At 55.7% G+C, this 26,913-nt stretch carries 22 protein-coding genes; 9 read left to right on the top strand and 13 right to left on the bottom strand.

All coding sequences use genetic code 11. From position 1 onward, the window contains the following. Positions 1–2 precede the first annotated feature (2 nt). From GKC68_RS11110 to GKC68_RS11095, 4 genes are read right to left on the bottom strand one after another with little or no spacing between them, the layout of a single operon-like run. The gene (locus tag GKC68_RS11110; protein ID WP_342656850.1) at positions 3–776 is read right to left on the bottom strand and encodes an SDR family oxidoreductase; all 774 of its coding nucleotides are present in this window, start codon (positions 774–776) and stop codon (positions 3–5) included. A 9-nt stretch (positions 777–785) separates the two neighbouring features. Beyond that, positions 786–2,156, bottom strand: a complete 1,371-nt coding sequence (locus GKC68_RS11105) for an MFS transporter (RefSeq protein WP_047715195.1) — start codon at positions 2,154–2,156, stop codon at positions 786–788. A gap of 34 nt (positions 2,157–2,190) precedes the next feature. Beyond that, positions 2,191–3,066: a polysaccharide deacetylase gene (locus tag GKC68_RS11100; protein ID WP_028724293.1), complete on the bottom strand. Its 876-nt coding sequence runs from the start codon at positions 3,064–3,066 to the stop codon at positions 2,191–2,193. A 19-nt stretch (positions 3,067–3,085) separates the two neighbouring features. Next, complete coding sequence (locus GKC68_RS11095; RefSeq protein WP_028724292.1) at positions 3,086–4,462, bottom strand: amidase family protein; 1,377 nt, start codon at positions 4,460–4,462, stop codon at positions 3,086–3,088. A 284-nt stretch (positions 4,463–4,746) separates the two neighbouring features. Here GKC68_RS11095 and GKC68_RS11090 point away from each other — a divergent pair, with 284 nt between their 5' ends. After that, a complete protein-coding gene (locus GKC68_RS11090; protein WP_089527889.1) occupies positions 4,747–5,793 on the top strand; it encodes a GntR family transcriptional regulator in 1,047 nt (348 codons plus the stop codon). A gap of 364 nt (positions 5,794–6,157) precedes the next feature. Beyond that, a complete protein-coding gene (locus tag GKC68_RS11085; protein WP_058705729.1) occupies positions 6,158–8,038 on the top strand; it encodes a M48 family metallopeptidase in 1,881 nt (626 codons plus the stop codon). 80 nt (positions 8,039–8,118) lie between these two features. Here GKC68_RS11085 and GKC68_RS11080 read toward each other — a convergent pair whose 3' ends face one another. The 4 genes from GKC68_RS11080 to GKC68_RS11065 are packed head-to-tail and all read right to left on the bottom strand — an operon-like array spanning position 8,119 to position 12,510. Further along, positions 8,119–8,508: a RidA family protein gene (locus GKC68_RS11080; protein WP_064367058.1), complete on the bottom strand. Its 390-nt coding sequence runs from the start codon at positions 8,506–8,508 to the stop codon at positions 8,119–8,121. 10 nt (positions 8,509–8,518) lie between these two features. Beyond that, on the bottom strand, positions 8,519–9,850 hold the full coding sequence (locus GKC68_RS11075; RefSeq protein ID WP_264227830.1) for an FAD-binding oxidoreductase: 1,332 nt from the start codon (positions 9,848–9,850) through the stop codon (positions 8,519–8,521). 24 nt (positions 9,851–9,874) lie between these two features. Then, positions 9,875–11,347, bottom strand: a complete 1,473-nt coding sequence (locus tag GKC68_RS11070) for an aldehyde dehydrogenase family protein (protein WP_028724287.1) — start codon at positions 11,345–11,347, stop codon at positions 9,875–9,877. 32 nt (positions 11,348–11,379) lie between these two features. Next, positions 11,380–12,510 (bottom strand): DSD1 family PLP-dependent enzyme, encoded by a 1,131-nt coding sequence (locus GKC68_RS11065; RefSeq protein ID WP_206114907.1) that lies wholly within the window; start codon positions 12,508–12,510, stop codon positions 11,380–11,382. A 92-nt stretch (positions 12,511–12,602) separates the two neighbouring features. On the opposite strand from GKC68_RS11065, the gene GKC68_RS11060 reads away from it, so the two are divergent. From GKC68_RS11060 to GKC68_RS11045, 4 genes are all read left to right on the top strand, one after another. Beyond that, positions 12,603–13,511 carry a LysR family transcriptional regulator gene (locus tag GKC68_RS11060; protein ID WP_064367055.1) on the top strand — a complete coding sequence of 303 codons (909 nt, stop codon included), beginning with the start codon at positions 12,603–12,605 and terminating at the stop codon, positions 13,509–13,511. 319 nt (positions 13,512–13,830) lie between these two features. Further along, positions 13,831–14,394: a fasciclin domain-containing protein gene (locus GKC68_RS11055; protein ID WP_014593752.1), complete on the top strand. Its 564-nt coding sequence runs from the start codon at positions 13,831–13,833 to the stop codon at positions 14,392–14,394. A 40-nt stretch (positions 14,395–14,434) separates the two neighbouring features. Then, a complete protein-coding gene (locus tag GKC68_RS11050) occupies positions 14,435–14,989 on the top strand; it encodes a sigma-70 family RNA polymerase sigma factor (RefSeq protein ID WP_013025822.1) in 555 nt (184 codons plus the stop codon). After that, the gene (locus GKC68_RS11045; protein ID WP_028724284.1) at positions 14,986–15,633 is read left to right on the top strand and encodes an anti-sigma factor; all 648 of its coding nucleotides are present in this window, start codon (positions 14,986–14,988) and stop codon (positions 15,631–15,633) included. Before GKC68_RS11050 ends, GKC68_RS11045 begins: the two co-directional genes overlap by 4 nt. Before the next feature lie 80 nt (positions 15,634–15,713). On the opposite strand, the gene GKC68_RS11040 is transcribed toward GKC68_RS11045, so the two are convergent. Next, on the bottom strand, positions 15,714–17,354 hold the full coding sequence (locus GKC68_RS11040; protein ID WP_110956989.1) for a methyl-accepting chemotaxis protein: 1,641 nt from the start codon (positions 17,352–17,354) through the stop codon (positions 15,714–15,716). A gap of 868 nt (positions 17,355–18,222) precedes the next feature. On the opposite strand from GKC68_RS11040, the gene kup reads away from it, so the two are divergent. After that, positions 18,223–20,091: a low affinity potassium transporter Kup gene (gene kup / locus GKC68_RS11035; RefSeq protein WP_047715203.1), complete on the top strand. Its 1,869-nt coding sequence runs from the start codon at positions 18,223–18,225 to the stop codon at positions 20,089–20,091. Positions 20,092–20,542: 451 nt separating this feature from the next. Next, entirely contained in the window at positions 20,543–20,959 is a 417-nt protein-coding gene (locus GKC68_RS11030) for a GFA family protein (RefSeq protein WP_047715204.1), read from the top strand. Between the two features lie 26 nt (positions 20,960–20,985). On the opposite strand, the gene GKC68_RS11025 is transcribed toward GKC68_RS11030, so the two are convergent. Continuing rightward, on the bottom strand, positions 20,986–22,095 hold the full coding sequence (locus tag GKC68_RS11025; RefSeq protein WP_342656849.1) for a HipA domain-containing protein: 1,110 nt from the start codon (positions 22,093–22,095) through the stop codon (positions 20,986–20,988). Then, positions 22,095–22,334 (bottom strand): type II toxin-antitoxin system antitoxin HipB, encoded by a 240-nt coding sequence (gene hipB / locus GKC68_RS11020; protein ID WP_013025828.1) that lies wholly within the window; start codon positions 22,332–22,334, stop codon positions 22,095–22,097. Before hipB ends, GKC68_RS11025 begins: the two co-directional genes overlap by 1 nt. A 114-nt stretch (positions 22,335–22,448) precedes the next feature. On the opposite strand from hipB, the gene GKC68_RS11015 reads away from it, so the two are divergent. Next, positions 22,449–22,892, top strand: coding sequence for a GNAT family N-acetyltransferase (locus GKC68_RS11015; RefSeq protein ID WP_058705722.1), 444 nt, complete (start codon positions 22,449–22,451; stop codon positions 22,890–22,892). A gap of 63 nt (positions 22,893–22,955) precedes the next feature. On the opposite strand, the gene GKC68_RS11010 is transcribed toward GKC68_RS11015, so the two are convergent. Further along, a complete protein-coding gene (locus GKC68_RS11010; RefSeq protein ID WP_342656848.1) occupies positions 22,956–25,331 on the bottom strand; it encodes a glycoside hydrolase family 3 N-terminal domain-containing protein in 2,376 nt (791 codons plus the stop codon). A gap of 22 nt (positions 25,332–25,353) precedes the next feature. After that, positions 25,354–26,742 (bottom strand): MFS transporter, encoded by a 1,389-nt coding sequence (locus GKC68_RS11005; RefSeq protein WP_028724277.1) that lies wholly within the window; start codon positions 26,740–26,742, stop codon positions 25,354–25,356. Positions 26,743–26,913 lie beyond the last annotated feature (171 nt).

The raw sequence follows: 26,913 nt of genomic DNA, 5'->3' as shown, positions 1-26,913 counted from the left end.
CCTTAATCAGGCCAGCGGACGGTCAGCCCGCCGTCGACAATCAGGCTTTGCCCGGTGAGATAACTGCTTTCTTCGCTGGTGAGAAACGCGATTGTTTTTGCCACCTCGTCCGCCCGGCCGACTCGCCCAAGGGGAATCGCGTGCGCCGCTTTCGCCAGCCCTTCCGGACCAAGCGAATTCTGTTTATCCAGCGACTGCGGCGTTTCGATAAGGCCAGGGATAATGGCGTTACAGCGGACGCCGCGCGGTGCCAGTTCCACCGCCAGCGACCGGCAAATGCCCGGTACGGCGGCTTTCGCCGCCGCGTAATGCGCATGATCCTGCCAGCCATAAACCCCGCCAGCAATCGATGACACGGCAACCAGGCTGGCTCCGGAATGAAGATGCGCGGCGGCTGCCCGGAACAGCCGCATCACGCCCGTCAGATCGACATTCAGCATCTCATCCCAGCGCGCATCGCTCATCTCATTAATGCCTGCGCGGCGCAGAATGCCGGCGTTAGCCACCACGTAGTCAAGCCGACCAAAGTGCTGAACGCCCTGAGCGATAAAGGCATCGACGGAAACGGTGGAGCCAACGTTGAGCGGCAGCCAGAGAGCTTCTCCGCCTGCGGCTTCCACCTGTGCTGACGCCAGCGCCGGATCGTGCGGATCCTGTGGATAATAACCCGCAATCACCCGCACGCCACGCTGCGCATACAGCGTGGCCAGCGCCAGACCAATGCCGCTGGCGGCACCGCTGATAGCGGCGACCGGCGTTCCGTTTTCATTCTGCATATGCTGTCCTTAAGCCTGAGGCTGAGTCGAGGCGGCGTTGACCTGGGTATCCAGTTGCGCCGCCGGTCGTGCAAACAAAATAATGATGCCGGAGACAAAACAGGGTACAGCACCGAACCAGAGCGCGGCGTCCTGCCAGTGGCCGCCCTGACTCAGCACCGAGGTCGTACCAATCCCGGCTACGATGGCACCGACCGGTCCCATCGCCATGATGAGCGCCCCCGCCGTCGCGCGAATTGCGGTAGGAAAGCTTTCACTGATAAAAAACAGGGCAGCGGCATAGGGTCCAATTAGAAAGAACAGACCGACGCTGTATAGCGCAACGATGATGGCAAAGTTGTCCGGACAGAACAGCATGGCGGCAAAGGCAACGCCGCCCAGCATCCAGCCTCCGGCAATGGTGTTGCGGCGGCCAATCCGATCGCCGAGCCAGCCGTGCGCCAGGTAACCGCAGTAACCCACCAGATTCGACAGAATCAGGATCAGCAGCGAGTTGTTGAATGACACATCGTGGGTTTTGGTGATGACCGTCGTGCCCAGCACGCTAAAGATCTGGATTGCGAACCAGTTCAGCAGAATGGCAATGCCGAGCACTAAGGTCGAACGCAGGGCGGTGCCACGAAACGCGGAAGCAAAACCTGATTTAGGCTGATCTTCATACGGCACCAGATAGTCGGCAGCCACCTGACGGGCATCCTTCTCTTTGCCCTGCTCGCGCAGCGTTTTGATTTTTTTCTGCACTTCAAACTGTGGCGTTTCTTTGAGTCTGAGCGCCAGCAGCGCAATGACCAGCGAGGGGAACGCGGCGAAGATAAAGCTCCCCTGCCAGCCAATGATCGGCAGCAGAATCGCGGTCAGGGCTGATGCGACCAGCGCACCCACCGGCCATCCGCCCTGCACCAGGCTGTAAACGAAGCCCTTGCGCTTGTTGAGTTTAGGATCGTCGAGTGCGGTATAAAGCTCAGATAAATAGGTGGCGTTTACCGTCTGCTCTGCATAGCCCAGGCCCGCGACGGAGCGAATAGCGGTTAACGCGCCTTTGCCCCACAGGCCGCCGATTGCGGTCAGCAGAGAGCACAGCGCCGCGCCACCCACCGTAATCACGATGCCCATGCGACGCCCCAGCCGGTCGACCAGTGGCCCAATGGCCAGGGCGATGACCGCCCCGCCGAATGCGACCCAGGTGGCAATCTCCGACTGCTCAACTTCACTCCAGCCAAAATGGCCGCCGATTTCCGGCAGTAATGTGCCGAAAAGAATGAAGTCGTAAACGGCAAAAATCCAGGCGAAGAAGGCAATCCATGTGGCGAATTTCACATCCCTGATGGTTAACTGCTGAGGTTGCCAGCCGTTAACGGATTTTTTTTTGTAGATGCTCATGTCGTGATCGCTCTGCAAGATAAAGGAAAGAAACTTAACGCGGTTGGCGCGCTAAGAAGTCATCTGCGATTTCGTCGAAGGTGACAAATCGCACACCCTGGTGGCTCTGGATGTACTTGATCAGACGTTCCAGCATCAGCAGCACCTGCGGACGACCTGAAACGTCGGGATGAATGGTCATGGTAAACACGGCGTAGTCATTTTCGCGGTAGACCCAGTCGAACTGGTCGCGCCAGATCTCTTCAAGATGACGGGGGTTTACAAAGCCGTGGCTGTTTGGCGATTTTTTGATAAACATCATCGGCGGCAGGTCATCGAGATACCAGTTAGCGGGGATCTCGACCAAATCGGTCTCTTCACCACGCGTCAGCGGCTTCATCCAGCTGTCGGGGTGCTGGCTGTAATCAATTTTGGTCCAGCTGTCGCCGACGCGAACGTAGTAAGGATGAAAGTCGTTGTGCATCAGACTGTGATCGTATTTGATGCCCTTTTTCAGCAGCAGCTCGTTGGTCACGTTGCTGAATTCCCACCAGGGGGCCACATAGCCTGTCGGACGTTTTCCGGACAGCTGGGTGACCAGCTCAATACTGCGGTCCAGTACGGCTTCTTCCTGCGCGGGTGTCATGGCGATGGGGTTTTCATGGCTGTAACCGTGAACGCCGATTTCATGCCCTGCATCCACCACCGCTTTCATCTGCTCGGGAAAGGTTTCAATGGAGTGACCGGGGATAAACCAGGTGGTACGCAACTGGTGTTCAGCAAACATTTTCAGCAGGCGCGGTGCGCCCACCTCCCCGGCAAACAGTCCGCGTGAGATATCATCCGGCGAATCTTCCCCGCCGTAAGAACCCAGCCAGCCCGCAACCGCATCCACATCGACACCAAATGCACACAAAATTTCTTTAGCCATGAGTCTTTCCTCTTAGGAGTTAAGCGCAGACGGAATGGTCTGCCGTAAACGTGCCTGCGACCGTGCTGGCAGCGTGAAGAAGCCGGCGATCCTCGCCAGCAGGAAGGGAAAAAAGCAGGCTGGTATACAGCCCGTTTGCGTCTTTGCCGGTCGGCAAAGCGATACCCGGCATATCCAGCAGACTGCCCGGCATGGTCAACCGCAGCGTGGCAAGATTGGTCTGGGCAAACAGATCGTCGTCTTGCATCAAGGGGGCCAGCTCCGGTGCGGTGTGGGCAACGGTAGGCGTAATCAGCACCGCACCGTCTAGTTCTGCCGCCAGTGCCTGTTGCCACGACTTGCGTTGCGTCAGAAACGTTTCAAGCACAGCAGGATCCTGATGGCTGGCGGCAAGCAGGCGTTCCCGCACGCGCGCATCCATCAATGCCGCGTCAGGCGAGGCTAACAGTTCGCGATGCAGCAGCCAGGCCTCACGTCCACCCGGCCAGCCCTTATCGGCAATCCACGCCAGTGCCTGGTTAAAGGCCTGAAGTGGTGCGCGATCAATTCTGAACCCGGCGGCCGTCAACTGGGCTATCCGGCGACAAGCGTTCTCACGCACGGCGGGCTGACATGCGGCCAGTAAGGCCTCGTCGACACGAAAGTGCGGCGCAGGAAAGCGCATCTTTTGCGTGCCGCACAGAATGTCATCCAGGGCAATAGCGTCACGTACGCTTCGGCAAAGCGGCCCTACCGTGTCCAGCGAGTGCGCCAGAGGATAAACGCCCGTTGTCACATAGCGCTGGCGACTGGCGCGATAGCCAATCGTGCCGCTGAATGCGGCAGGAATCCGTATTGAGCCGCCGGTGTCGGTGCCAAAGGCGATACAGGCGAGACCTTCCGCGATGGCCCGTCCCGCGCCGCTGGATGATCCACCGGGTGCAAAAAGCTGCGACGTGCTGCCCCGGATGGCTGGCGTACCAAAACTGGGATTGAGTCCCAGGCCGGAAAACGCGAATTCACTGAGGTTGGTTTTACCCAGCGTCACCATTCCTGCTGCCGAACACTGTGCCACCAGCGCGGCATCCTGAGGTGCGACAGGGACATTGCTTCGCGTGGCCGACCCGGCGGAGGTCTGGCTTGACTGAATATCGAACAGATCTTTCCAGGCCACCGGAATACCATCCAGTGGGCTCAGCGGGCGGCACGCTTGCCAGCGCAGCGTTGAGGCTTCTGCCTCTTCGCGGGCACGGGCGGCGGTCATTGAGATGAAAACGGAAGGCGCGTTTTCAGCCGCTTTCAGACAGGCTGTGGTAAAGGCCAGCGGCGACAGACGCTGTTGTGCATAGAGCGCACTGATTCCCAGCGCATCAATCTGACCAGCCATGAATAACTGACGAATATTTTCGGCCTGCACAGCGTCACCTTTAAATGTATATTACGTTCAAATGTACATTTGAAGATAGCAATAACGGTGCCATAAAAAGCACTGTTAAGTTGCATAATTGTGATCATGTCGATCCTTATAATTAAATACCTTGCGTTATCAAGGGGTTGCCTGCCGCGTTTTAGATTGTTTTGCCACGTCACAGATGAAATTGCGTGCAGACATTAAATGTATTAATTTAAAAATGATCCATTATTGGGCAAGGTGCACTACATCAGTGCTGTTGATAGCCTGCACCGGGAGTGCTGTCAGATATGCTAATGTGGCTGGCAGGACGGAAAGCAGAAGATGAAACAATGCAAAACAAGGTGACGGGAACGGACATGGACGATGCAGGCTCTGCGCGTTACGAAAGTATTCGCCAGGTTTTACTGAAGGTTTTTCAGCAGAATAGCGTGCCTGCGGGGCTGGTGCTGCTGGAAGGTCCGCTGGCGCAGCTGTTTGGCACCAGTCGTGTTCCCGTCCGGCGGGCGTTAAGCATGCTGCATGATGAAGGCTGGATTGCCCGTTTCGAAGGTCGGGGATTTATCGTTGCGCGCGAAAATGAGGACGTTGAGCCGGTTCGCATTGCGCTGACGCGCGAGCTGTTCGGCCTTGAACAGCGCGACGAGCTGGTTGATACGCGCAGCACGGGTGAAAAAGTGCTGGAAAACCTGCAGGGGATCCTGTCTACCGCGATGGTATTCGGCTGCTACCAGGTGGATGAAACGGGCGCGGCGAAGCACTATAACACCAGCCGCGCGGTGATACGTGAGAGCCTGATGCGCCTGCGCGACAAAGGGCTGGTAGAAAAAGAGCCCTATTCTCAGTGGCTGACAGGCCCGTTAACCGCGCGCGAACTGGCTGATCATTTTGAAATCAGAGCGCATCTGGAGCCGGCCGCATTGCGAAAAGCCGGCGAACGGTTAAGTGTTGCCTGGCTTAACGCGCGGCTGGATAACGTGCAAACCTGCCGGGGCAAACAGCTTAATGCCGCGGAACTCGAAATGCTGGAAGAAGATCTGCACATTCGCAGCCTGGAGCCTGCGGGCAATAAGCTGATGATGCAAATTTTACGGCAAAATCAATCGCCGTTTATCGTGACCCGAATCTTCTACGAGCGGCTCAGCATTCCTGTCGACAGCGCAATGCTGGATGAACACAGCCTGGTCTATGAATTTTTACTGAAAAGGAACTGGGAACTGGCGGCCGCCTGTATGCGCGATCACCTTGAGCGGGCGCAGGTCAGAACATTACAGCGCCTGAAAGTCTTATCCGTGTTACCGGTGCCTGAATTGCCAGTTTTTATGGAGCGCCAGTAAGCCCTTCGCAGCGAAAAAATTTAAAACAAAACGCGCCGCATTCATCAGGTTTAATCATAAATTATCAGACGAAAATCGCGTGACTGATGAACATGCGGCCAGCCTGCCGCAGGATCGCTTTCCTGTGAACCCCGCCGCGAGCCTCTCGCTTTGATAAATCGGCTGTCTGCCACCAAACGCCACGAGTGTTAAGAAGACGTAAAGTAATTGCTGGCTTATAATCCATCTTGCTCTTCTAAGACACGCACAAATAAGACACGCACAAAGCTGAAGCATGCTGAGACGGATCTCACGCCATTTTCCTGATGTCGGAAACGCCCTGTCAGTATCGCCAGATAATAAACAGCTTGTCCCCCCACCGACAATGAGCGAGCGAATTATTGTGAATAAATTAACGGCATTGAAAAAAGGATATGCAAAAGTTTTCTTATGGCTTTTGCTCACGCTGTTTTTAACCCCTGCGATTACCTTGGTTTTTGCTCACTACGGCAGTCACGAACTCGATCAGGAATACACCCAGATTTTTATCGATAATGCGCGTGCGCAGAATCAAAGTCTGGGTAAATTAATGCAGTTTCTGCAAGCCAATCCGCCTTCCAGCGTCTGCGGGCCGGTCGCCGACAATTTGATTGACTATAAAAATGCCGTCTGTGGGCCGGGGTCCGAACTGTGGCAATTTTATCTTATCGGCAAAGTCGCGCTTTGGACGATGGTTTTCAGCGGCGTCATTCTGCTGATGATCCTTCTGTTCAGTGCGCTGGCATTTAAAAGCCGACGGGGGCAGTTACTCAGCCTCCGCCTGGCGCGTCCCTTTCTGATGCTGGCGTGCTCGCTGCAGGTGCTGATACAGGGCGCCATGTTGGTGTGGCTTTCTTTCTGGGGCACCGCCTTTTTCACGCAAAAATACTATCCAAAGCTGGTGATCCTGGTCGCGCTGCTGGTGTTGGCTGCCATGTATTACATGATCAAAGGCATCTTTAAAAAGCTGCCGCCGGAGGAGAGCATTGAAGGCGACGTGGTCAGCCGCGAAGCGGCCCCGGCACTCTGGGCGCGTGTTGACGCGCTGGCGGCCAGCGTGGGCACTATCCCGCCAGATCACATCATCGCCGGTATCGATACCAACTTCTTCGTGACAGAAGCACCGCTGAGCGTGAACGACCAGCCACTGCATGGCCGAAAACTGTACGTCAGTATTCCCCTGCTGCGTCAGCTGAGTACCGCGCAGGCTGATAGCGTGATGGTGCATGAACTGACACACCTGCACGAAGGCGATACGGCATCGGGTGCCTTGCTGGGTCCAAAGCTCCATCGGTTCGATATGTATACGCAGTTAATGAGCGAGAATCTGTCCACGCTCATTGTCTTTTATCCGCTCTATCTTTATCGCCTGTTCTTCGAACTCGCGTGGCAGCGTAACAGCCGTGAACGCGAATTTATCGCCGACCGCAACGCCGCCGCGCGCGTCTCCTCTGCGGCGATTATTGAATCGTTAATCAAAATCTCAGCCTATGCCAGCTATCGTTACGAAGTTGAGCGTAAGCTTTTTGCGAATAAAACGCTGTATGAAAATGCACCCGGGATCAGTCAGGCCATCGCCGTTGGCCTGCCGCAACACGTGAGTTCCGCGGACTTTGTCAGCACGATGCGTGAACAGAATATCCCCCATCCCTTTGATTCCCATCCCCCATTGTCTGAAAGAATGCGCAACGTTAACTATGCCGTGGAAGAGGCGGATTACGCCGTCATCGCCGCGACATCACCGGCGGACAGTTGGGTCGATATCATCCCGGTCGCGGATCAGATTGAGCACCGGCTCTGGCAAAAGTATGAGCGAGACTTCACCTCGCAACATGAAGAGAGCCTGGCCTGGCGTTACCAACCGACGGGTGAAGAAGAGACCGCGCTGGTCTTAAAATATTTTCCGGATGTGCCTTTTACGCTCAAAGATGGTTCACAGATGATCATTACCTGGCAAGGCATCGTGCAGCCGCATTCAGCCGGTTTGCTTGAGTGGGATAATGTCAAAAATATTAACGTGCTGCGTCAGTTCGGCAGAGACAGTGTGTATGTGCAGCATGTTCAGCCCAATGCACAGGGCAAAAAGCGCAGTAAAATCCGCTTGCCCGGTCTGAAAAAAGAGATTGAACACGTTAAATACACGCTCAACTATTACTGGCATCGCCACCAGACGGTGCGGGCGCTGAAAGAACCGGTTCAGCCGGAAACCCCGCAAGGCACGGCCTGACCTCTGCCGTCGCGGGCGCGCCTGCGACGGTTTTTATTTTTTACGCACCACGGCTGCCGGACAGGCTCACGTCCGGCGTTTTAGCGGCCCGTTGCCGCCGTGGCTTCAACCTCCAGCAGCACGCCGTAGTGGAGTTCCGGCACCGGCACGATAGCTCTGGCGGGTTTCCACTCGCCGAGCCATTGTGCATACAGCCTGTTAAATTCTGCCCACAGTCCGACATCCACCAGATAAACCCTTACCATCACCAGATGATGCTTATTGAGGCCTTCCTGCTGCAGGCAGGCCTCCAGATTGGCCAACACCTGCGACGTCTGCTCAGCAAAGGAGGCCGTGTTGCGCATTTCGCCGGCTGGCGTGACCGGCAACAGGCCGGAGATAAACATCAGTCCCGAGCTCAGCGCATAGTGCGAATAGTGGCCCGGATGCGGTGTGCCCTGTATATCACGCGCGTGTATTAATGGTTGCATCGTCACCTCTTTACATCATGCCCGGCTTTTTCAGCGTTGTGCCGTCGCGGAAACGGGAATAGCGGAACGCGGTGGGATCGACAATCGGCGCATCCCCTGTGACCAGGTCCGCCGTGAGACGTCCCGCACCGGGGCCAATACCAAATCCATGGCCGCTGTAGCCGCAAGACAGAATCAGCCCCGGCAGCTGCGGTACGGCAGAAATGACCGGAATGTCGTCCGGCATGCAGTCAATCACGCCGCCCCAGGCCTGAGTCACCCGCAGCCCGGCCAGTGCCGGAAACTCCCTGCCTATCGCCGCCAGCCCCTTTTCAACGATGCCGTCTGAAACCTGAGGATCCAGCACCCGATGTTTCTCGAAGGGTGAAAGGCCATCCATAGACCAGCTTGCCCGGGATTCAGGGCCTTGCAAAAACGATGAGAGCCGGATTTTGGTTTCCAGATTTAACCGGCGGGCTTTGTATAACGGAAAAAACTGTCGGGCATAGCGTAAGCCCTGAAACCCTGGCTCCAGCCGTCCGGTTCCAGACAGCGCAATGGTATAACCCCCGTCCTGGCGTGGACGACAGGCAAAGGCATCGGTATAGAAAGGCAGAGTGAGTGGCTGTTCTGCAGGATGGGTACGAAACGCACTGCCAATAACGTTACCGGCGGGCAGATCGATGCCGTGGCGGCGACAAAACAGCGATGTCCAGGCACCCGTGGCGCATACAACCTGGGTGGTTTTGATTAGGCCGCGTTCGGTTATCACCCCACTGACCTGTCCTGCCGAGATATCCAGCCCGCGAACCGCACAGCGCTGAAACAGAAACGCGCCCTTTTTCACCGCGGCTTCCATCAGCCCCGGTGCGGCTAAAGCCGGGTCGGCATAACCGTCGTCAGGGGAATGAACGCCGCCATGCCAGTTTGTGGTACTGCCCGGCGTCATCGTTTTGGCCTCGGCGGCACTCAGCATTCGACTGCGAATACCGTACTGCTTCGCCATCTTGCCCCAGTTATCCCAGTTGCGAATATCCTTCTCAGTTCGCGTGGCATAGACCAGCCCGCTGGCGCGAAACCCTACGTCTATCCCGATCTCGTCGCTCAGCGCATGCCAGCGTTGCAGGGCGTGCAGAATGAGCGGAATTTCCCGCTCGTCGCGGTTAAGCTGACGGCACCAGCCCCAGTTACGGCTGGACTGCTCTGCGCCGACAAGGCCCTTTTCGATCACGGCGACCCGATAGCCTTTTTTGGTCAGCTCCCAACAGGTCGCTGCACCTGCAATCCCGGCACCGATAATCACTACGTCCACCGAGTCGGGGAAATGCGTACTGTCCTGAACAAGCCTGAGCGGTGCGGGCATCGTCTGTGATCTCCAGTAAAGGTGTTAAAAATCGATTAAGACACTCTTGTAGCGCTGACATGACTCAAAGGCCTGGCGCCCAAGATCTTTGCCAAAACCGGACCCCTGAAAGCCGCCGGTGGGAATGATAAAGTCCCAGGTTCGACGATAGCGGTTGATCCAGACCGTACCGCTGTCCAGGGCTTTCATCAGCCGCATCGCACGTGGCATATTGAGCGTATGCACGCCTGCGCATAAGCCAAAAACGCGATGCTGTGCGAGCGCCAGGGCTTCTTCTTCATCGCTAAACGTCTGAATGGTCAGCACCGGTCCGAAGATCTCCTCCTGAATCGCGACGTTATCCTGACTCACATTGGCTAACAGCGTCGGTTGCCAGAACCAGCCCTGCGCGGTGTTTTCGTAACGCTGGCCGCCGGCCAGAATGCGGGCCCCCTGCGCCACGGACTGCGCGATAATCCTCGCGACTTTTTCCCCCTGCCGTTGATCAATCAGCGGACAGTAACGCGTGGCGGCCTGCCAGGTCATACCGGGCAGCGGTGTTTTGCACAGGGCGATAAGCTTTTCGATGACCCGTTCCGCGATACCTTGCTGAATGATCAGACGCGTCCCTGAAACACAGGCCTGACCGGCGTTGACGGTGAAGCCCAGAAACAGGCGCTCGGCGATTTCATCCGCATCGCCTGCATCGTCGAAAACCAGCTGCGGGCTTTTTCCGCCCAGTTCCAGCGTCACGGGCTTAGTACCCTGTAACGCGGCCTGGCTCATGATCGCCGCCCCGGTCGCGGTTGAACCGGTAAAGGACACCTTTCTGACTAAGGGATGGGTCACCAGTGCATTGCCGGTGACCTGTCCGCCGCCCTGAACGACGTTAAGCACGCCGGGCGGAATACCGGCCTGCACGGCCAGTTCAGCCAGCCGCGCGGTGGAAAATGGCGTCAGCTCAGAGGGCTTGAGTACCACTGCATTTCCCGCCGCCAGCGCCGGGCCGCACTTCCACGACGCCATCGACAGCGGGAAATTCCACGGCGTGATCGCGCCGATCACGCCATAAGGTTCCGGCACCAGCATCCCCAGGCTGCTGTTCTGGGTTGGAAACACATCTCCGCTGTACTTGTCAGCGCATTCTGCATAAAAACGCAGAGCAGCAGCGGTGAAAGGCACTTCAATATTGATCGTGTCCGTTATCGGACGCGTGGAGCCCACCGCCTCAAGCTGCGCCAGATAATCTTTGTCGGCATCGATCAAATCCGCCCAGCGGGAAATTGCCGCGCCACGTTCGCGTGGCGAGCAGCCTGACCAGCCGCTGCGAATGCGCGCGTCTTCCGCGAGGCTTACCGCCTCGCTGACCGTCTCTGCGCCTGCTTCGTTGATGTCAGCATAGTGCTGGCCATCCGAGGGACGTTTAATCCCCAGTGTTTTGCCGGATGCCGAAACAAACTGGCCGTTGATAAAATGTCCGGTCGAAAGACGGACCTTATCGGGATCAAAATCTGACATGATGTCCTCTCACAATGAATCGAAAAAAAACGCTACCAGCCAACGATGCGTTGCCAGACCTCATGTTCGCCGTTTCGGGGGTCGATCACCTGATAGTGCGTATGCATGGCGGCGGTCGCGCAGGCGTGGTTGGGCAGAATGCGCAGCAGGGTACCCAGTGGAAAATTCCCGGTGGAATACGCACTGTCGCGTGGCAACGCAATAATTCCGTGCTCCTGATTGGTGGTTGTCAGCAGCAATCCCAACGGACAACCCGCGTCGTCGCACACCAGCCCGTAGCCATAATCGGTATCCTGTGAAGCGGTGCCGCGATCGCGTGACATGGCCATCCAGCCGGCATCAACAAAAACCCAGCCCTTGTCATGGTTGTGGCCGATCACCGTTGTCACCACGGAAAGCGCAATGTCGTCCTGGGTGCAGACGCCCAGATTGTGCATAAACAGATCGAAGGTGGAAAACACCCCGGCCCTCACCTCGGTCACGCCCGTGAGGTCCGTAGCCGCATGCGCCGTGGGCGTGGAGCCAACGCTGACGACCGGGCACGGGATCCCTGTGGCACGGATATGCTGGGCAGCGGTAATGGCAGCCTGGCACTCTTGCTGCGCCGCCTGCTGAATCTCTTGCGGCGTGCGGCAATGGTAGGACTCGCCCGCGTGGGTCATGACCCCTTCCACCAGCATCCCGTGCTGATGCAGATGGCCGGCAATCTCGGTCAACGTCTCGTCGTCAGGTCGAATACCGCCGCGATGGCCGTCGCAGTCGATCTCAATAAAAACGGAAAACATCACCTGATGCTGTTTACCGTAATCGCTGATGGCCTGCGCCTGCGCCATGCTGTCCAGCAACACATGCACCTGTTTGCCGCGGCGCCGCAGGGCGGCAATACGCGGCAATTTCGCGGGTGTAATCCCCACGGCGTAAAGCACATTGCTGAAGCCGGCGGCGACAAAGGCTTCGGCCTCTGCCAGGGTAGAAACGGTGGCAGGTGAAGAGGATGCTTTAAGCAGATAAGGCGCAGACTGAAGTGTGCGAAGCGTTTTCAGATGCGGGCGAATCTGACAGCGTTGCCCTTCGATTCGCTGATACAAGCGGTTGATATTGCGTTCAAACTTAACTTTATCTAACAGCAGATAAGGCGTGGTTATGGTTAAGTGATTGAGCATCGTCGCATTCCTGTAAGGTTTTCTTGATGCTCTCATCGTTTAAATCTGTTTAAAATGCCCTCAGGCCCAATTAATGATTAGGTTTGAACCTAATGATCAACAGCGAAGATTTACGTTTTTTTCAGGTCATTGCCCTGCATCCGACGCTGGCGGCGGCGGCGCGCCATCTGGATATCACGCCGCCTTCCGTGACGCAGCGCCTGCAAAGTATTGAACAAAAGATCGGGGTGAAGCTGATCCTGCGTCCGGCAAAACGCATTATTCTGACCGATGAAGGTGAAGCTCTGCTGGGTCGCGCCCGGGTGATTTTGCATGAGATAGACCAGTTGCAGGATGTGATCGATCAGACGCGAAACCGCATCAGCGGAACGTTGAGAGTGCTGGCCCCGTTGGGCTTTGGTTCCGAACACATTGCCCCGCTGCTGGCGGAGTACGCCGACAGCCATGCCGATCTCAGTATCGATCTCACCCTCTCCGATAACCCCGACTGGATGCAGGCCGATAAGTGGGATGTGGTGATTTATATCGGCCATCTGCGCGACTCCACGCTTTACAGCACCCGGCTCGCCGCCAATCCGCGTTTACTCTGCGCCTCGCCGGCTTATCTGCAGCAGCAGGGTACGCCGACGCATCCTGATGCGCTGCAGCACCATCACTGTCTGGTGATCCGGGAAAATGCGGAGGATGTGACGCGCTGGACGTTCAGCCACAACGGGGACGAAACGACCGTGAGGATTACGCCACGCCTCGCCAGCAATGATGGTCGTATCATTAAAAAATGGGCGCTCTGCGGTAAAGGGATTATGGTGCGCTCCGCCTGGGATGTCAGCCGCGAGATCCGCCAGGGCCTTCTCGTTCCCCTGCTGCCCGCGTTTACCCTGCCGTCTGCCGATATTGTCGCCCTGACCAGCCTGCAGGAAAAAAAGCGGCTCCCCCGCACTCAGGGCTTTATCGACCTGATGAAACACACCTTCAGCGCACCGCCGTGGGAGATCGATTAGGCCTCCCATGTGTTGCACAGGCTGAGCAGGGGTTGCTTAGGATAAAAACTCGTGCTCCGTGACCTTCTCAAGCCAGGTCACCGGACTGCCGTTAAGGGATCCCGCGATGGCAAGATGCGCCATGCATGACGGGCGGTAGCGCCTGAGTGCTGAAAGGGGAATTAATGCGGACATGGCCGAAAAGCACGCGCAGGCTGATTAATTGGGCAGGCTAAGCGCAGGGTTAAAAAATATTTAATTTTTTTTGCATCCACTTTCGCCCCCCTACTCGTATATCTCATTGAAAGCCACTCACTCCACGCTCTAATGAGGATTTACGATGAAAAAGCTAATCGCTGTGACCGTTGTATCAAGTGCATTACTGTTTACCACTGCCTCTCTTGCCGCTATGGAGTCGGGTTCTGTCATGGTAGGCGGTGCCGCCATGTTCCCGCAAAAAAATATTGTTGAAAATGCGGTTAACTCAAAAGATCACACCACCCTGGTGGCTGCGGTAAAAGCAGCCGGTTTGGTTGATACCTTACAAGGTAAAGGCCCTTTTACCGTGTTTGCTCCCACTAACGCGGCGTTCGCTAAGCTCCCTGCAGGCACCGTAGACAGTCTGCTCAAACCGGAAAATAAAGCGAAACTGACCAGCGTACTGACCTATCACGTGGTTGCCGGTAAGTACGATATGAAGGCGCTGGAAGCCAAAATCAAACAAGGTGGCGGTCATGCCGAGCTGAAAACCGTTAACGGTCAGCCGTTATGGATCATGAACAATGGCCCCCACAATATTCAGCTGAAAGATGGCCAGGGCAACGTCGCGAATATCAGTACCTATGACGTCAACCAAAAAAATGGCGTGATAGATGTGATTGATACCGTACTAATGCCGAAGTAATAATTTATACTCGAAGGGAAACAGATCATTCGGGACGCTTATGGACAAGGTGCAGGCAGTGGAGCAGGTGAAATTGATGCAGGCAATCGCCGACGGCGATCGTCAGGCATTTGAACAACTTTACCGGCTGACATCGCCGCACCTTTTTGCCATCGCGTTGCGCATGTTGCAGCATCGCCCCTGGGCTGAGGAGGTGCTGCATGATTGCTACATCACCATCTGGAGCAAGGCGGAAACCTATAATGCCGCGCTGAGCTCCCCGTTGACCTGGATGACCCACATTGTTCGTAATCGGTGTATCGACTGGCTCCGCAGCGGACAGGCACGCCTTGCCAGTGCGGAAGAAGCCCATAACGATGACCTACTGGCCGCTGAACATGACGAACTGCATAACAGACAGGATGATGCACAAGCCGCACGCTTACAGCGCTGTCTGGGAAACCTCAGCAGTGAGCAGCGCCAGAGCATCACGCTGGCCTACTATCAGGGCATGTCCCACGGCGATATTGCTCACTGGCTCCAGCAGCCGGTTGGATCGGTGAAAAGCTGGATCCGCCGGGCGATGGCGCACCTTCGGGAATGTGTCGGACTATGAATAAACGCCAACGTGACGACGCGCTCTCTGCGGAATACGCGCTGGGTACGCTGCGCGGCAATGCGCGGTTACGCTTTCAGAAGCGTCTGCAGAGTGAGCCGGAACTGACTGAGCGGGTAGCCAAATGGCAAACCCTGCTTGCCGGACTGGATCGCAGTCTGATGCCTCAGGTTCCACCGGAATACGTCTGGAAAAAAATTACGTTAAGTCTGCCGACAAAGGTAACGCCGCGCGTCAGGCGCGGTTATATTGGCTGGCTGGTTGCCGCTGCCCTTGCCGCGCTGACGCTGGTGTCGTATCAGGTTATCAGGACGCCCGACTTTACCCCGCTGACCGTCATGCGGGGCGCGGAGCAACAGGGTCAATGGGTGGTCAGTGCAGATAAGGCGTTGACGCAGCTGCGTGTAACACCGTTGCAGCCGGTCGCTATTGGCGCAAACAACAGCCTGCAACTGTGGCTCATCCCTGCTGGTCAACAGCCCGTTTCGTTGGGGCTGCTGAATGCCCAGGAAACCACGCAGCTCAAACTTGCCGCACGTGATCCGCTGAAAAACGCGGTGATTGCGGTCAGCCTTGAACCCCAGGGCGGTTCACCCACCGGGCAGCCTACCGGCCCGGTGCTTTACAGTGGCAGGACAGGATAACGCCACTCGGGCTGCGGGTTGAGCGGGTGGGACGATGGCATGCCTTTATCCCGTGTTACCGCCCCACCCGCCGCACAACCCTAAAAATGTTGCCAGTTATCGTCCTGCTTAGCATAGGCCGCAGGTGCCTGAACAAAGGCGGAAGAAACCCGTGCGGGGCTGGATGGGGCAACAGGTGCGGCATCGGTCAGCACGAAGGTGGCGACGAGCTGATTCAGTGCTGAGGCCTGATCCATGAGCGAGCGGGATGCCGATGAGGCTTCCTCCACCAGCGCCGCATTCTGCTGTGTTACGTCATCCATCTGATTGACGGCCTGATGCACCTGACCAATCCCCAATGACTGCTCCTGAGACGCGACGGCAATTTCGTCAACGAGGTCGGTTACCTGTCGCACTGCGTCCTTCATTCGTCCTATATTATCACCCACCTGTTCAGCCTGATTAACGCCGGTTTCCACATAGCGCATTGAGGATTCGATAAGTTCTTTAATCTCGCGCGCTGAAGTTGAAGAACGCTGCGCCAGGTTACGCACTTCGCCAGCGACAACGGCAAACCCCCGTCCCTGCTCGCCGGCCCGGGCGGCTTCAACGGCAGCGTTGAGCGCCAGAATATTGGTCTGGAAAGCCACGCCTTCGATCAGGCTAATAATGGCGGTGATTTTTTCTGAACTCTGTTTAATGTCGGTCATGGTGCCGAGCATGGTGTGAACTTTCGTGGCGCTGTCGTCTGAAATGTCCCGGACATTTTTCGACAGCTGGCTGGCCAGTCGGGTATTTTCAGCCGTCTGGCGCACGGTTTCACTCAGCTCTGACATACTGGCAGCCGTCTGTTCCAGCGAGGCCGCCTGCTGCTCGGTGCGTGACGAGAGATCTTCGTTGCCGGCCGAAATTTGCGAGGTGGCAGAACTGACAGAATGGGCCGAACGTTCAACGGACGACAGCGAGTGGGCCACATTCCCGATGAGGTTGTTAAACGCTTTGGCCGTAAGACCAATTTCATCCTGACGGGAGTCATCTGCACGCAGGGTAAGATCCAGCCGCTCGCTGGCATGTTCCATGGTGATTCGCATACCGTTAAGGTGCCTGCGGATCCCCAAAATCGTTCTTACGGAGAACGCGCCCAGCAGCAGAATGATGGCGGCCGAACCGGCAATTAACCATACAAGCGTTTGCCGGTAAACCTGGTTGTTATCTTTTTCAAATGCCGCTCCTACCTCCACATTAAACTGTAACTGTTTCTGGTAACTTTCAATTAAATCGCGAATAGACTGCCCGACCCCGCTATTGCCCTGCAGATCGGCCAGCGCAGCGTCGCTATGCAGACGGGAATTCGCCATAAAACCGGGCAAACGTTCTTCCATCTGCTTAATCAGCGCTAAGGCATTCTGGCTCAGCCTGATGTCCTGATCGTTAGTGGTTTCATTTTTCAAATAAAATTCAGTCAGCGCTTTAACGTTATCCAGCCGCGTTGTTATTTCCTTTTCGAACTCGGCCTGTTTGTTTTGATCTTTTGCACTCAAATGTCGGTAAAGCGAGACGTTAAGCCGGTTACTGCCATTGACCATTTTATCCAGGTCAACCAGTGAAGGCAGCGTATTGGTTTGTACGTATTGAAAGCGCGACTGGAAGCCGCTTAATACCATGATGACGATCACCACCATGGCGATCATCGATGCCGAGAGGAGTGAAAACGTCAGGAAAAGCCGCTGAGTAATAGTCATATTAAATTCCCCGAATACTATGTTCGTTATTCATTAGGTTATGCTGAAGCACGCTAGCCATAACGATATCGACAGGGCGTGAATAAGCATTAATGCGCTTAAGGGTAAACCGGCTGAATAATGGGGGTGGACGCGGCATTACCGTTAAAAAGCATTAGTCCGTTGAATGCATAAATAAAGATGCAGCGTTAAGTTACTCAGGAAATACAAATGAAATTAATGGATGGAGGAAAGTCAATTTTTATTTAAGCGGAGGTGAATAATCTTTATTCAAAATGGTGCGCGCGTTTAATTAATAAAATTTCGCTTAAGGCCAGCTTAAAATTGTGCCTGAATATACCGGCTGCGCCGTTGTTTAAAGCCGCCGTTTTTGAAATAAATTAACGCTGCAACAAACGCGAACGAATTAATCATAAGTAAGGACTATTTTAAAAAAATTTTTATTTTTTTTAACGCCGGGACGTTCTTCCTGTTCGTTCGGGCCGGGCGTTAAAACCAACATAGCGCTGGCTTCCCTGTCTCCGCCGCGACACAGCCTTGTCATTCGCCGCATTCACGCCGCGGGTCGGCATGGCTGACAACGCAAAAGACATAATTTGGCTTAATGCAACATGCTGACTCAACCGGTTTTAAACAGCCTGGTCGTTACGGCAGATTTACGCCACGTCTCGCGCGAAATAACTGCTGAGTTAATCGACAGTCGTGTAAAAATGTCGTAAAAAAAAGGTACAAACCTGTAAAAATGCAGTTCATAACTTAACCACCTACTCCCTAACTCACGCTAAACCGCGTAATCTCGTGCTGATCGCTGACCGGATGACCTGTCCGGCGAAGGTGGATAATTACGTGAAGCAAAACAGGATATTAAATGGCGCAGTCTGAAAAACAGTCTCTTCCTGCAGGCATGCTGGCGGCAGCGGGGATCGTATTTGGTGATATCGGCACCAGCCCGCTCTATACCTTGAAAGAGTGTCTGTCTATTCTTCCCTCCGGGGCGGTGACCGAAGAGGCGGTCATGGGGTTTCTGTCTCTGATATTCTGGGGACTGACCCTGATTGTGACGGTGAAATACGTCATCTTTATCATGCGTGCAGATCATGACGGCGAAGGCGGAATACTGACGTTGATGTCCCTGGCCCGGCAAAATGTCGGCGCACGGCTCAGCCGCATCATTGTTCTGGCAGGCCTTACAGGGGGGGCCTTCTTTTACGGTGATGGCATTATTACCCCGGCAATCTCGGTGCTTTCCGCCGTTGAGGGGATTGAAGTCGTGGCCCCGGCGCTGGATCGCTTTATTGTGCCGCTGGCCATGGTCATACTAACGATACTCTTTGTGATTCAGAAGCACGGCACCGAGCGCGTCAGCCGCGTTTTTGGCCCGATCATGCTGGTGTGGTTTATTACCCTGGCGATACTCGGTGTGCGCGGCATCGCCATGAATCCGCACGTTTTACATGCCCTCAATCCGGCCTTCGCCCTGACCTTTCTGCTTCATCATGAAGCCCTGTCATTTGCCGCGCTCGGCATGGTGGTGCTGGCCGTCACCGGTGCTGAAGCCCTGTATGCGGATATGGGACACCTGGGCAAAACCCCTATCAGGCTGGCCTGGTTGATCATTGCCCTGCCCGCTCTGGTGCTGAACTATTTTGGTCAGGGCGCTCTGGTGCTCGCCGAACCCAGCGCGGTACAAAATCCGTTTTATATTCTGGCGCCCGTCTGGGCACAGATCCCGCTGATTGTCCTGTCAACCCTGGCCACGGTCATTGCTGCCCAGTCAATCATCAGCGGCGTTTACACGCTGACGCATCAGGCCATTCGCCAGGGCTTTCTGCCGCCGATGCGAGTGATCTTTACGTCTGCCACGGAATCAGGACAAATCTACATCCCGGTCGTAAACTGGCTGCTGTTTGCGGCGGTCACTGTCGTCATCCTGGCTTTCCGCCAGTCCTCTGCGCTCTCATCCGCTTACGGTATTGTGGTAACGGGCACAATGGTGCTGACGGCCTGTCTGGCCGGTATTGTGGCCTTTAAAAACTGGAAGTGGCCGTTGCCGGTGGCGTTGTTTTTTCTGCTCTGCATGCTGTTAATTGATGTGCCGCTGTTTGCCGCTAATCTGATGAAGCTCCTGTCTGGCGGCTGGGTGCCGGTGCTGCTGGCGATGACCATGCTGGTGCTGATGCTTATCTGGAGCAGTGAGCGTTCCCGGCTTATCCGCCGTCTCACTGACGATCCGGTGCGGCTGAAAGCGCTGATTAGCTCCCTGGAAGCCTCTCCGCCGATGCGGGTGGGGGGAACGGCTATCTTCCTGACGCGTAAAGAGTATGAAATTCCGCAGGCGCTGCTGCATAACCTGAAACATAACCGGGTACTGCATGAGCGCACTGTCTTACTGCATATTAAAACCGTCGATCTGCCCCGCGTACACAATCAGCAGCGCATTGCGTTGCGCCAGATGTCCCCATCGTTCTGGCAGGTGACGGCTACCTATGGCTGGCATGAGCGTCCGTCGATGCAGGATGTGCTGCATCTTTGTGGGCTGGAAGGCTTTGGCTGTACGTTAAATGAAGCGTCATTTTTTACCTCGCACGACACGCTGGTGATGAAAAAGCGCCGCGGTCTGGCCCATGCCAAAGGCGTTATCTTCCACTTCTTCCAGCGCAATGCTCTACGCGCGCATGAGCAGTTCAGAATCCCGGCTAACCGGGTGATCGAACTGGGCGGGCAAAAAGAGTTCTGATGAGGGCGTTTGCGGCAGAGCGCGTCACGGGCTCTGCCGTTTTCTTTTGTCAGGATGCCCGCATGTTCCCCGCTCGCGTTCTGCACCCTTTCATCACCCGTCGTAACGGCCTTCTTCACGCTTATTTTGGATCTCGTCAGGCTTTGCCAGGCAAAGTTTATGCTCATACAGGCATAGCGGGACGACAGGCGCGGCTGTGGCCCAAGTGCCGCCCGCCGCGGGTTATCGCGTGCAAGAGTGCCCGTTGAACGCAACGCTAACTTGCAGATCGGCCCTCATCAGCGCACCAAACGCAGGATGCTGAAGAAAAATCTGTAGGCTGCGGGATCCCTCTGGTGTCTTTGCCCTCAACCCGTCACAATACCCGCCGGGATCCCCTGTTTTACTTGTGCCACCAACGCTTCATTCCTGTCGCCCCCCAGAGGTTGCAGGATGAAAAAAGGAGCAAACCATGTCTGATGCGATATCGGCTCAGTGCCACTGTGGCGCGGTAGCGTTTAACGTAAAACTGCTGGATGGCCTGAACACGGCCCGGCGCTGTAACTGCTCTTTCTGCCGTATGCGCGGCGCGGTCGTGGTGTTTGCGCCCGTCTCGGGGCTTGAGGTGGTGAAAGGCAAAGAGACGCTAAGCGAGTACCGTTTTAATTCGGGTGAGGCAGTCCACTACTTCTGTTCCATTTGTGGCATCTACACGTTTCATCAAAGCCGCTCTAATCCTGAACAGTACGGCGTGAATGCCGCCTGTCTGACGGGCGTTTCGCCTTTCGATTTCGCCTCGGTGCCGGTCACCGATGGCAATAATCATCCCCGGGATGGCGGCAAAGGCGGCGTAGTCGGCCATCTTAATTATGTAGCAGTAAAACCCTGACGCCGGGCACCAGAGGGCGATTAACCTCAGATCGCCTGGCGCACCCTTTCCAGCATCATCATGGCGTGGCTAAAAACCGCATCGGCGAGCGTCAGGGGATAATCATCGGGCAGGCTGTCCCGCACCTTAACAATCGCGGCAGGCAAGCCCGGAATAAAGGCCGCCAGTATCTGCCGCATCGCTGCCTGACTGAACCCCACGTTCCCCGCAAGAGCAAGAAAATGCGCGGGCCCAATCGCGTCAATGTGATGCTGTTTGCCCTCAGAGCCTGTCACGCCCATCGCCAGCTGGAAATCCTGTCTGTCTGTTGTGCGCAGAGAAAGCCCCGGGCAGGCGGAAAGAAGATGCTTAAAAGGCGCGAGCCGGAAGCTACCACCGCGAGCAATCAGCAGTGAGAGATGTTTAGCGTTGACCTGCGTGATGCCCGTTAGCCACTGAAATACCAGACAGCGCATCAGATCCTCACGGTCTTTCATGGCGGAGCTTGAGCCCATCAGCAAGGCCATGATGTCATCAATTCCCGGACCGCCCTGCTGCTCATCGCGGCCGGAGATCGGCACGCCGAGCGCCTGACACACGTCTTCTTCAGGAAGATGATAAAGGTGTTGTCCATCGTGACGCCAACGGCGATCGTATCGTTCTGTTCTCAATTTACGGATGCCGTTCTCATGAACTAACACGGCATCCGGCACCGGGATAGTCAGCTCCCGGGCCAGTGACAGACACAGATACGCATTATCGATATCGAACTGCTGTGCCTCATCGGCGGGGCTGAAGACGCTGTGCGTTGCCTGGTCCGGCGCGACGGGCTGCCGCTTTGCCGGCAGCAGACTGAGCGCCCCGGGTAATGTGTGTCCCACTTTCTGCAATGCTGCAAATACCTCACAGGATTTTATCGGGTTAATCGGGTAAAAATCCTTTTCGAACAACATGCTGGGAAAGAGAAGGTTTTCGAAAAAGTACACGACTTTCTCAGAATGCATCGCGGCGCGCTGTAAGGGCAACGAAAGCGAGAGAGGTCTGGCAAGCGGATGCTGAAGCCAGTTGGCGTCATACTGGAAATGCAGCGCGCCGTTGTGATGCAGCGTCAGCGTTCCCGTACGCTCGCCGTTTATCCAGGCAATGAGCTTTGCCATTACCAGGCATCCTCAGCCGGGGCTGAGGATGCGCTGTTTTCATGAAGCGACAGAGCAAGATCGAGCGCCTGTAAGATTTTGAACAAGGTTGCCAGCGAGGTTGTATCAGGGGCATTTTCGAAGTGAGACAGGGTTGCCTGTTTCAGGCCCACTTTTTTCGCCAGTTCGACCTGGGTCCAGCCGTTTTGCTGCCGCAATAGCCTGACCTGATTTGCCAACTGGCGAGGGCTGTAAATCATGCTGTACGCTCCTTAAAAAGTGAGAATTTATCCCCGTCAGGGGATATTATCAGACTTGCTGCTCTTTCGCCTGATAACGTATTTATCCCCGGCAGCGGATATTTTGGAGGTATAATGACCCAATATCACTTTCCCCTGGCCGTCACGCGGTCTTACACCGAAAACGATAAGCAGGATTTACTGGACGGGCTGCGCGCCTATAACAACGCGTTCATCGATACATCGACATGGGGGCCGCTGGCGGTATTTTGTCGTGATCCGCAGGGAACATTGCTGGGCGGACTGATTGGTAGCCAAAAAGGGCACTGGCTTTGTATTGAGTTTCTCTGGGTGAGTGAATCCGTGCGCGGTTCAGGCCTTGGCCAGCAGCTGGTTCATGCAGCCGAACAGGATGCTGTCGCAGCGGGTTGCCACAGTGCCCTGGTGGATACCTTTAGTTTCCAGACGCTGCCCTTCTACCAGAAGCAGGGTTATGCCCGACAGATGTCGTTAACGGATTTCCCTCAACCGGGCATGCAACGTCATTATCTGACGAAAGCCTTAAGCGCAGCGCGCTGATCTTTACGCTGCAAAAACGCAAGGGTTGCCCCTGTCCACTTCTCAATGGACAGGGTTAACGCATCAGATCATATTGACCTTGCAGTCGCTTAACATGCGCCAGTGGCAAGGCAGAACACGCGTTTCGCCTCTTACCGTTACCGTGCGGACGCTATGAATATCGCGACAGGACGATCCGACCTGGAGCTCAAACTCGCCCGGCTCAACAATGCGCTTGCCATCGCGACGGGTAAAGTTAAGCATATCGACGGGAAGCGTAAAGCACAGCTCAGCCGTTTCACCCGGTTGTAACGTGACGCGCTGAAAAGCTTTGAGCTCCTGAAGCGGGCGCACCATGCTGGCGACCTTGTCCCGGACATAAAGCTGAACCACTTCACTGCCCTGCCGTTGACCGCTATTGGTTAGCGTCATTCTGAGGCGGATTTCACCGTCAATCGCGACGCTGTCCTGCCCGGACTGGAGCGTGCCCCAACTAAACGTTGTCCCGCTCAGACCGTAGCCAAACGGATAGCGTGCGCCAAAATGAAAGGCGATTGGCGTGCCGCCGCTTTTCAGTTTGTGGTTGTAATAGAACGGCATCGCACCGACGTTCTTCGGAACGCTCACCACCAAGCGGCCCTGCGGCTCTGCGCGGCCGGTGAGGATATCCGCTATCGCCCAGCCGCCTTCCTGTCCCGGCGCCCAGGCCAGCAGAAAGGCGGCGACCTTGTTTTCCAGGCCCTGCAGGTTATAAGGTCGCCCTCCGGTCATGACCACGATCACCGGTTTTCCGGTGGCCACAAGGGACTCCAGCAATAACTGCTGCACGCCTGGCAGATTCAGGCTGTCGGTATCAGAACCTTCGCCCACGGTGCCGCTCTGGAACAGGCCCGCCAGATCGCCTACGCAGGTAACAACGACATCGCTTTCTTGTGCCACGCGAACCGCCTCCGCAATCAGATGCGTATCCTGTGAAACAGGCGACTGCTGCACAGGTTTCGCCCCGCTGTCTCCAGGGAAAACGGGAGCGCCTGCCGCGCGTTTCTCAATAATATGGCAGCCTTTGGCATAGCTGACGTTTTGCTGCCCCAGCGTATGGCGCAGGGCGGCGAGCGGCGTCGTTACCTGCGAGGTTTCCTCCAGCATATCGCTAATGATTAGGTGAACAGGAAAACTGTAGCCACTCAGTAGCGCGAGGGGATCGTCTGCACAGGGGCCCACTACCGCAACGCGACTGGCTTGTCGCAGCGGCAGAATGCCGTTGTTTTCCAGTAGCGTGATCGAGCGCGTGGCAACCTCCCGGGCGACCTGACGGGTTTCCTCGTCCTGCAGTGAAATCGTCGCTTCATTAATGTAGGGCTGCTCGAACAGGCCCAGACGAAACTTTTCGGTTAAGATGCGGCCAACAATTTCATCCACCTTCTCCATCGACAACAGATTACGTGCCACGGCGTCTGCCAGATGGCGAGCGCAGTCATCTTTGGGCAATTCGACGTCCAGCCCGGCGTTAAAAGCCAGCGCGGCAGATTCTGCCGCATCCTGCGCCACGCCATGATGCTGATGAAGCAGGCTGACGCCGCCGTAATCAGCGACGACAATGCCGTCGAATCCCCACTGCTCACGCAAGACCTGGGTCAGTAAAAAACGATCGCTGTGGCCGGGTTGATTATCGATGTCGTGGTATGCCGGCATGACTGAACCCGCATTCGCCAGCTTGACCGCCATTTCAAACGGCAGCAAAAAAATGTCGTTTAACTCGCTAAAACCCAGGTGTACCGGTGCGTGATTACGGGCGCCCTCACTGAATGAGTGGCCGACATAGTGCTTCAGCGTGGCTAACAGATCGCGCGTGTCGCCCTGCAGGCCCTCGACGTAGGCGGTGGCCATGACGCCCACCAGCCAGGGATCTTCCCCGAAGGTTTCTTCTGTCCGGCCCCAGCGGACATCGCGGGACACATCCAGTACCGGCGCCAGCCCCTGCTTGCAGCCAACAGAACGCGCCTCTGTGCCAATGCGCTGTGCCGCCCGCCTGATGAGGTCAGGATCCCAGGTCGATCCATAGTTGAGCGATGAGGGAAACAACGTGGCCCCTTTGCAGAGCAAACCGACCAGGCACTCTTCATGCAGCAGCGCCGGGATGCCCAGGCGTGAGCCTTCGGTCACGTCGCGCTGCAGGCGATTCGCCGCCCGGACGCCAGTCAGCGCGTCAACGATATGCGTTCCCAGTGGCCGGGTAATCTGACCTATACCGCGGGTTAATCTTTCTTTCAGGGCCGTTCGGGCACTGACGCCAGTAAACTCATCGCTTAAATCTGTGCGTTCCTGGTGATTGCCCTCTTCATCCAGAATGAGCCAGTAAGCATGCATCTGCGCGAACTTTTCTTCCGCCGTCATGCGCGGCAGCAGATCTGCGACGCGTTCAGCGACCGGACGATGAGGATCCTGATAGATTGCAGTCATGTTTCACTCCTTTGTGCAGATTTCAGATAGCCTTACTGGCGTCCATTTTCTCTTCAGCAGCGCGCTTCGAGGCCAGTTCAAGGGCGATAGCGTTCACCCGCGTGCTGTTCAGTTTGTAGAGAAAAAGCAGCAGCAACATGCAGGTAAACAGAACGCCGGGAATAATGTTGTGCATCAGATTAATGCTGGTGATGACACGAGGTGTTTGTGCGGCCACGCCTGGCTGGTAATGAACCAGTCCCAGAATCCAGCCCACGACAGCCCCGCCCATGGCGAGGCCAAATTTGATGGCAAACAGCGCCGTTGAAAATACGAGGCCGTCCAGTCGTCTTCCGCTGCGCTGCTCTTCAAAGTCCACCACATCCGAGAACATGTTCCATTGAATGGGCGTGGTCAGGTTCTGAACAAAACCAAAAACAATATTCACGGCAATGATCAGCCAGACCTGAGAAGGCGGAATAAAATAAATCGTGGTGACGAAAAAAACAAAACTGGCAAGGCAGATCTGATAAGTGCGCACGCGATCAAATTTTCCCAATAACCGCTCTGAAAAAAAGGCCCCGCACAATGCCGCTATCATGCCGGTAATTATAAAAGTGAATACGAGGTCAGGACGCAATAAAACGTAGTTCATGTAATAAATGGTGGAAGAGCCGCGTGTTACCACCGCCGTGAGCAGCAGGATGTTAAAAATAACAATGATGCACCACTGGCTGTTTTTACTCAGCGCCTTGAGGTCGGACCACATTGAGTTTGCGCTGTCACTGCGGGGTAAATAACGTTCCCGGGTCATAAAGAAGCAGCAGTAGATTAAAATGACGCCTAAGAACCCCATGAAGCCCATGGCAAAGAGGTAGCCTTTTGCCCTGTCACCCTGACCTAACAAATCCACCAGCGGCAGCCCGATTACGGTCACCACCAGCCCGCCGATAAACGCGCAGGCAAACCGCCAGGATTGCAAAGAATGGCGTTCGCGGGGATCGAGCGTCAGTGCGCCGGGCATGGCACAGTAAGGGACGTTTATCGCAGAATAAATGAAGCTGAGAATCGTGTAAGTAACACAGGCATAGACGATCTTCGCCGTGGAGCCCACATCCGGAACATAAAAGGTAATGAGACAACTGACGCCAAACGGAATCGCAAACCACATCAGCCAGGGCCGAAAACGACCATGCTTCGTTCGGGTGCGATCGACCAGCGCCCCGATACAGGGATCGACAAAGGCATCGGCCAGACGAACCACTAAAAACATCGTCCCCATAATGGCGGCCGGTAGCCCAAACACATCCGTGTAAAAGTAGGCGAGAAACAAGGTGGCGGTTTGCCACACCATTGAACTGGCGGCATCACCGATGCCGTAACCCATTTTATCTTTTGTCGTGAGCACAGAGGATACAGAGGATAGAGTCATTGTTATGAGCCTTATAATTAGGTGAAAAACCTGTTCAGTCAGCTTTCCACGCTCTGCCTGTACAGGCAGGCCAGGCTCAAGTATTAGTAGTCTGGAGGAGCAGCAACAATTCCAGAAATTAACAGCCAATTTATGATATTTAGTTTTTTTGCGGGTTTGTGATGCAGTGCA

Source organism: Pantoea sp. RSPAM1, from assembly GCF_038816185.1.
GTDB lineage: Bacteria > Pseudomonadota > Gammaproteobacteria > Enterobacterales > Enterobacteriaceae > Pantoea > Pantoea ananatis.
The sequence above is the reverse complement of the archived record's forward strand: the minus strand, read 5'-3'. Positions and strand labels throughout refer to the sequence as shown.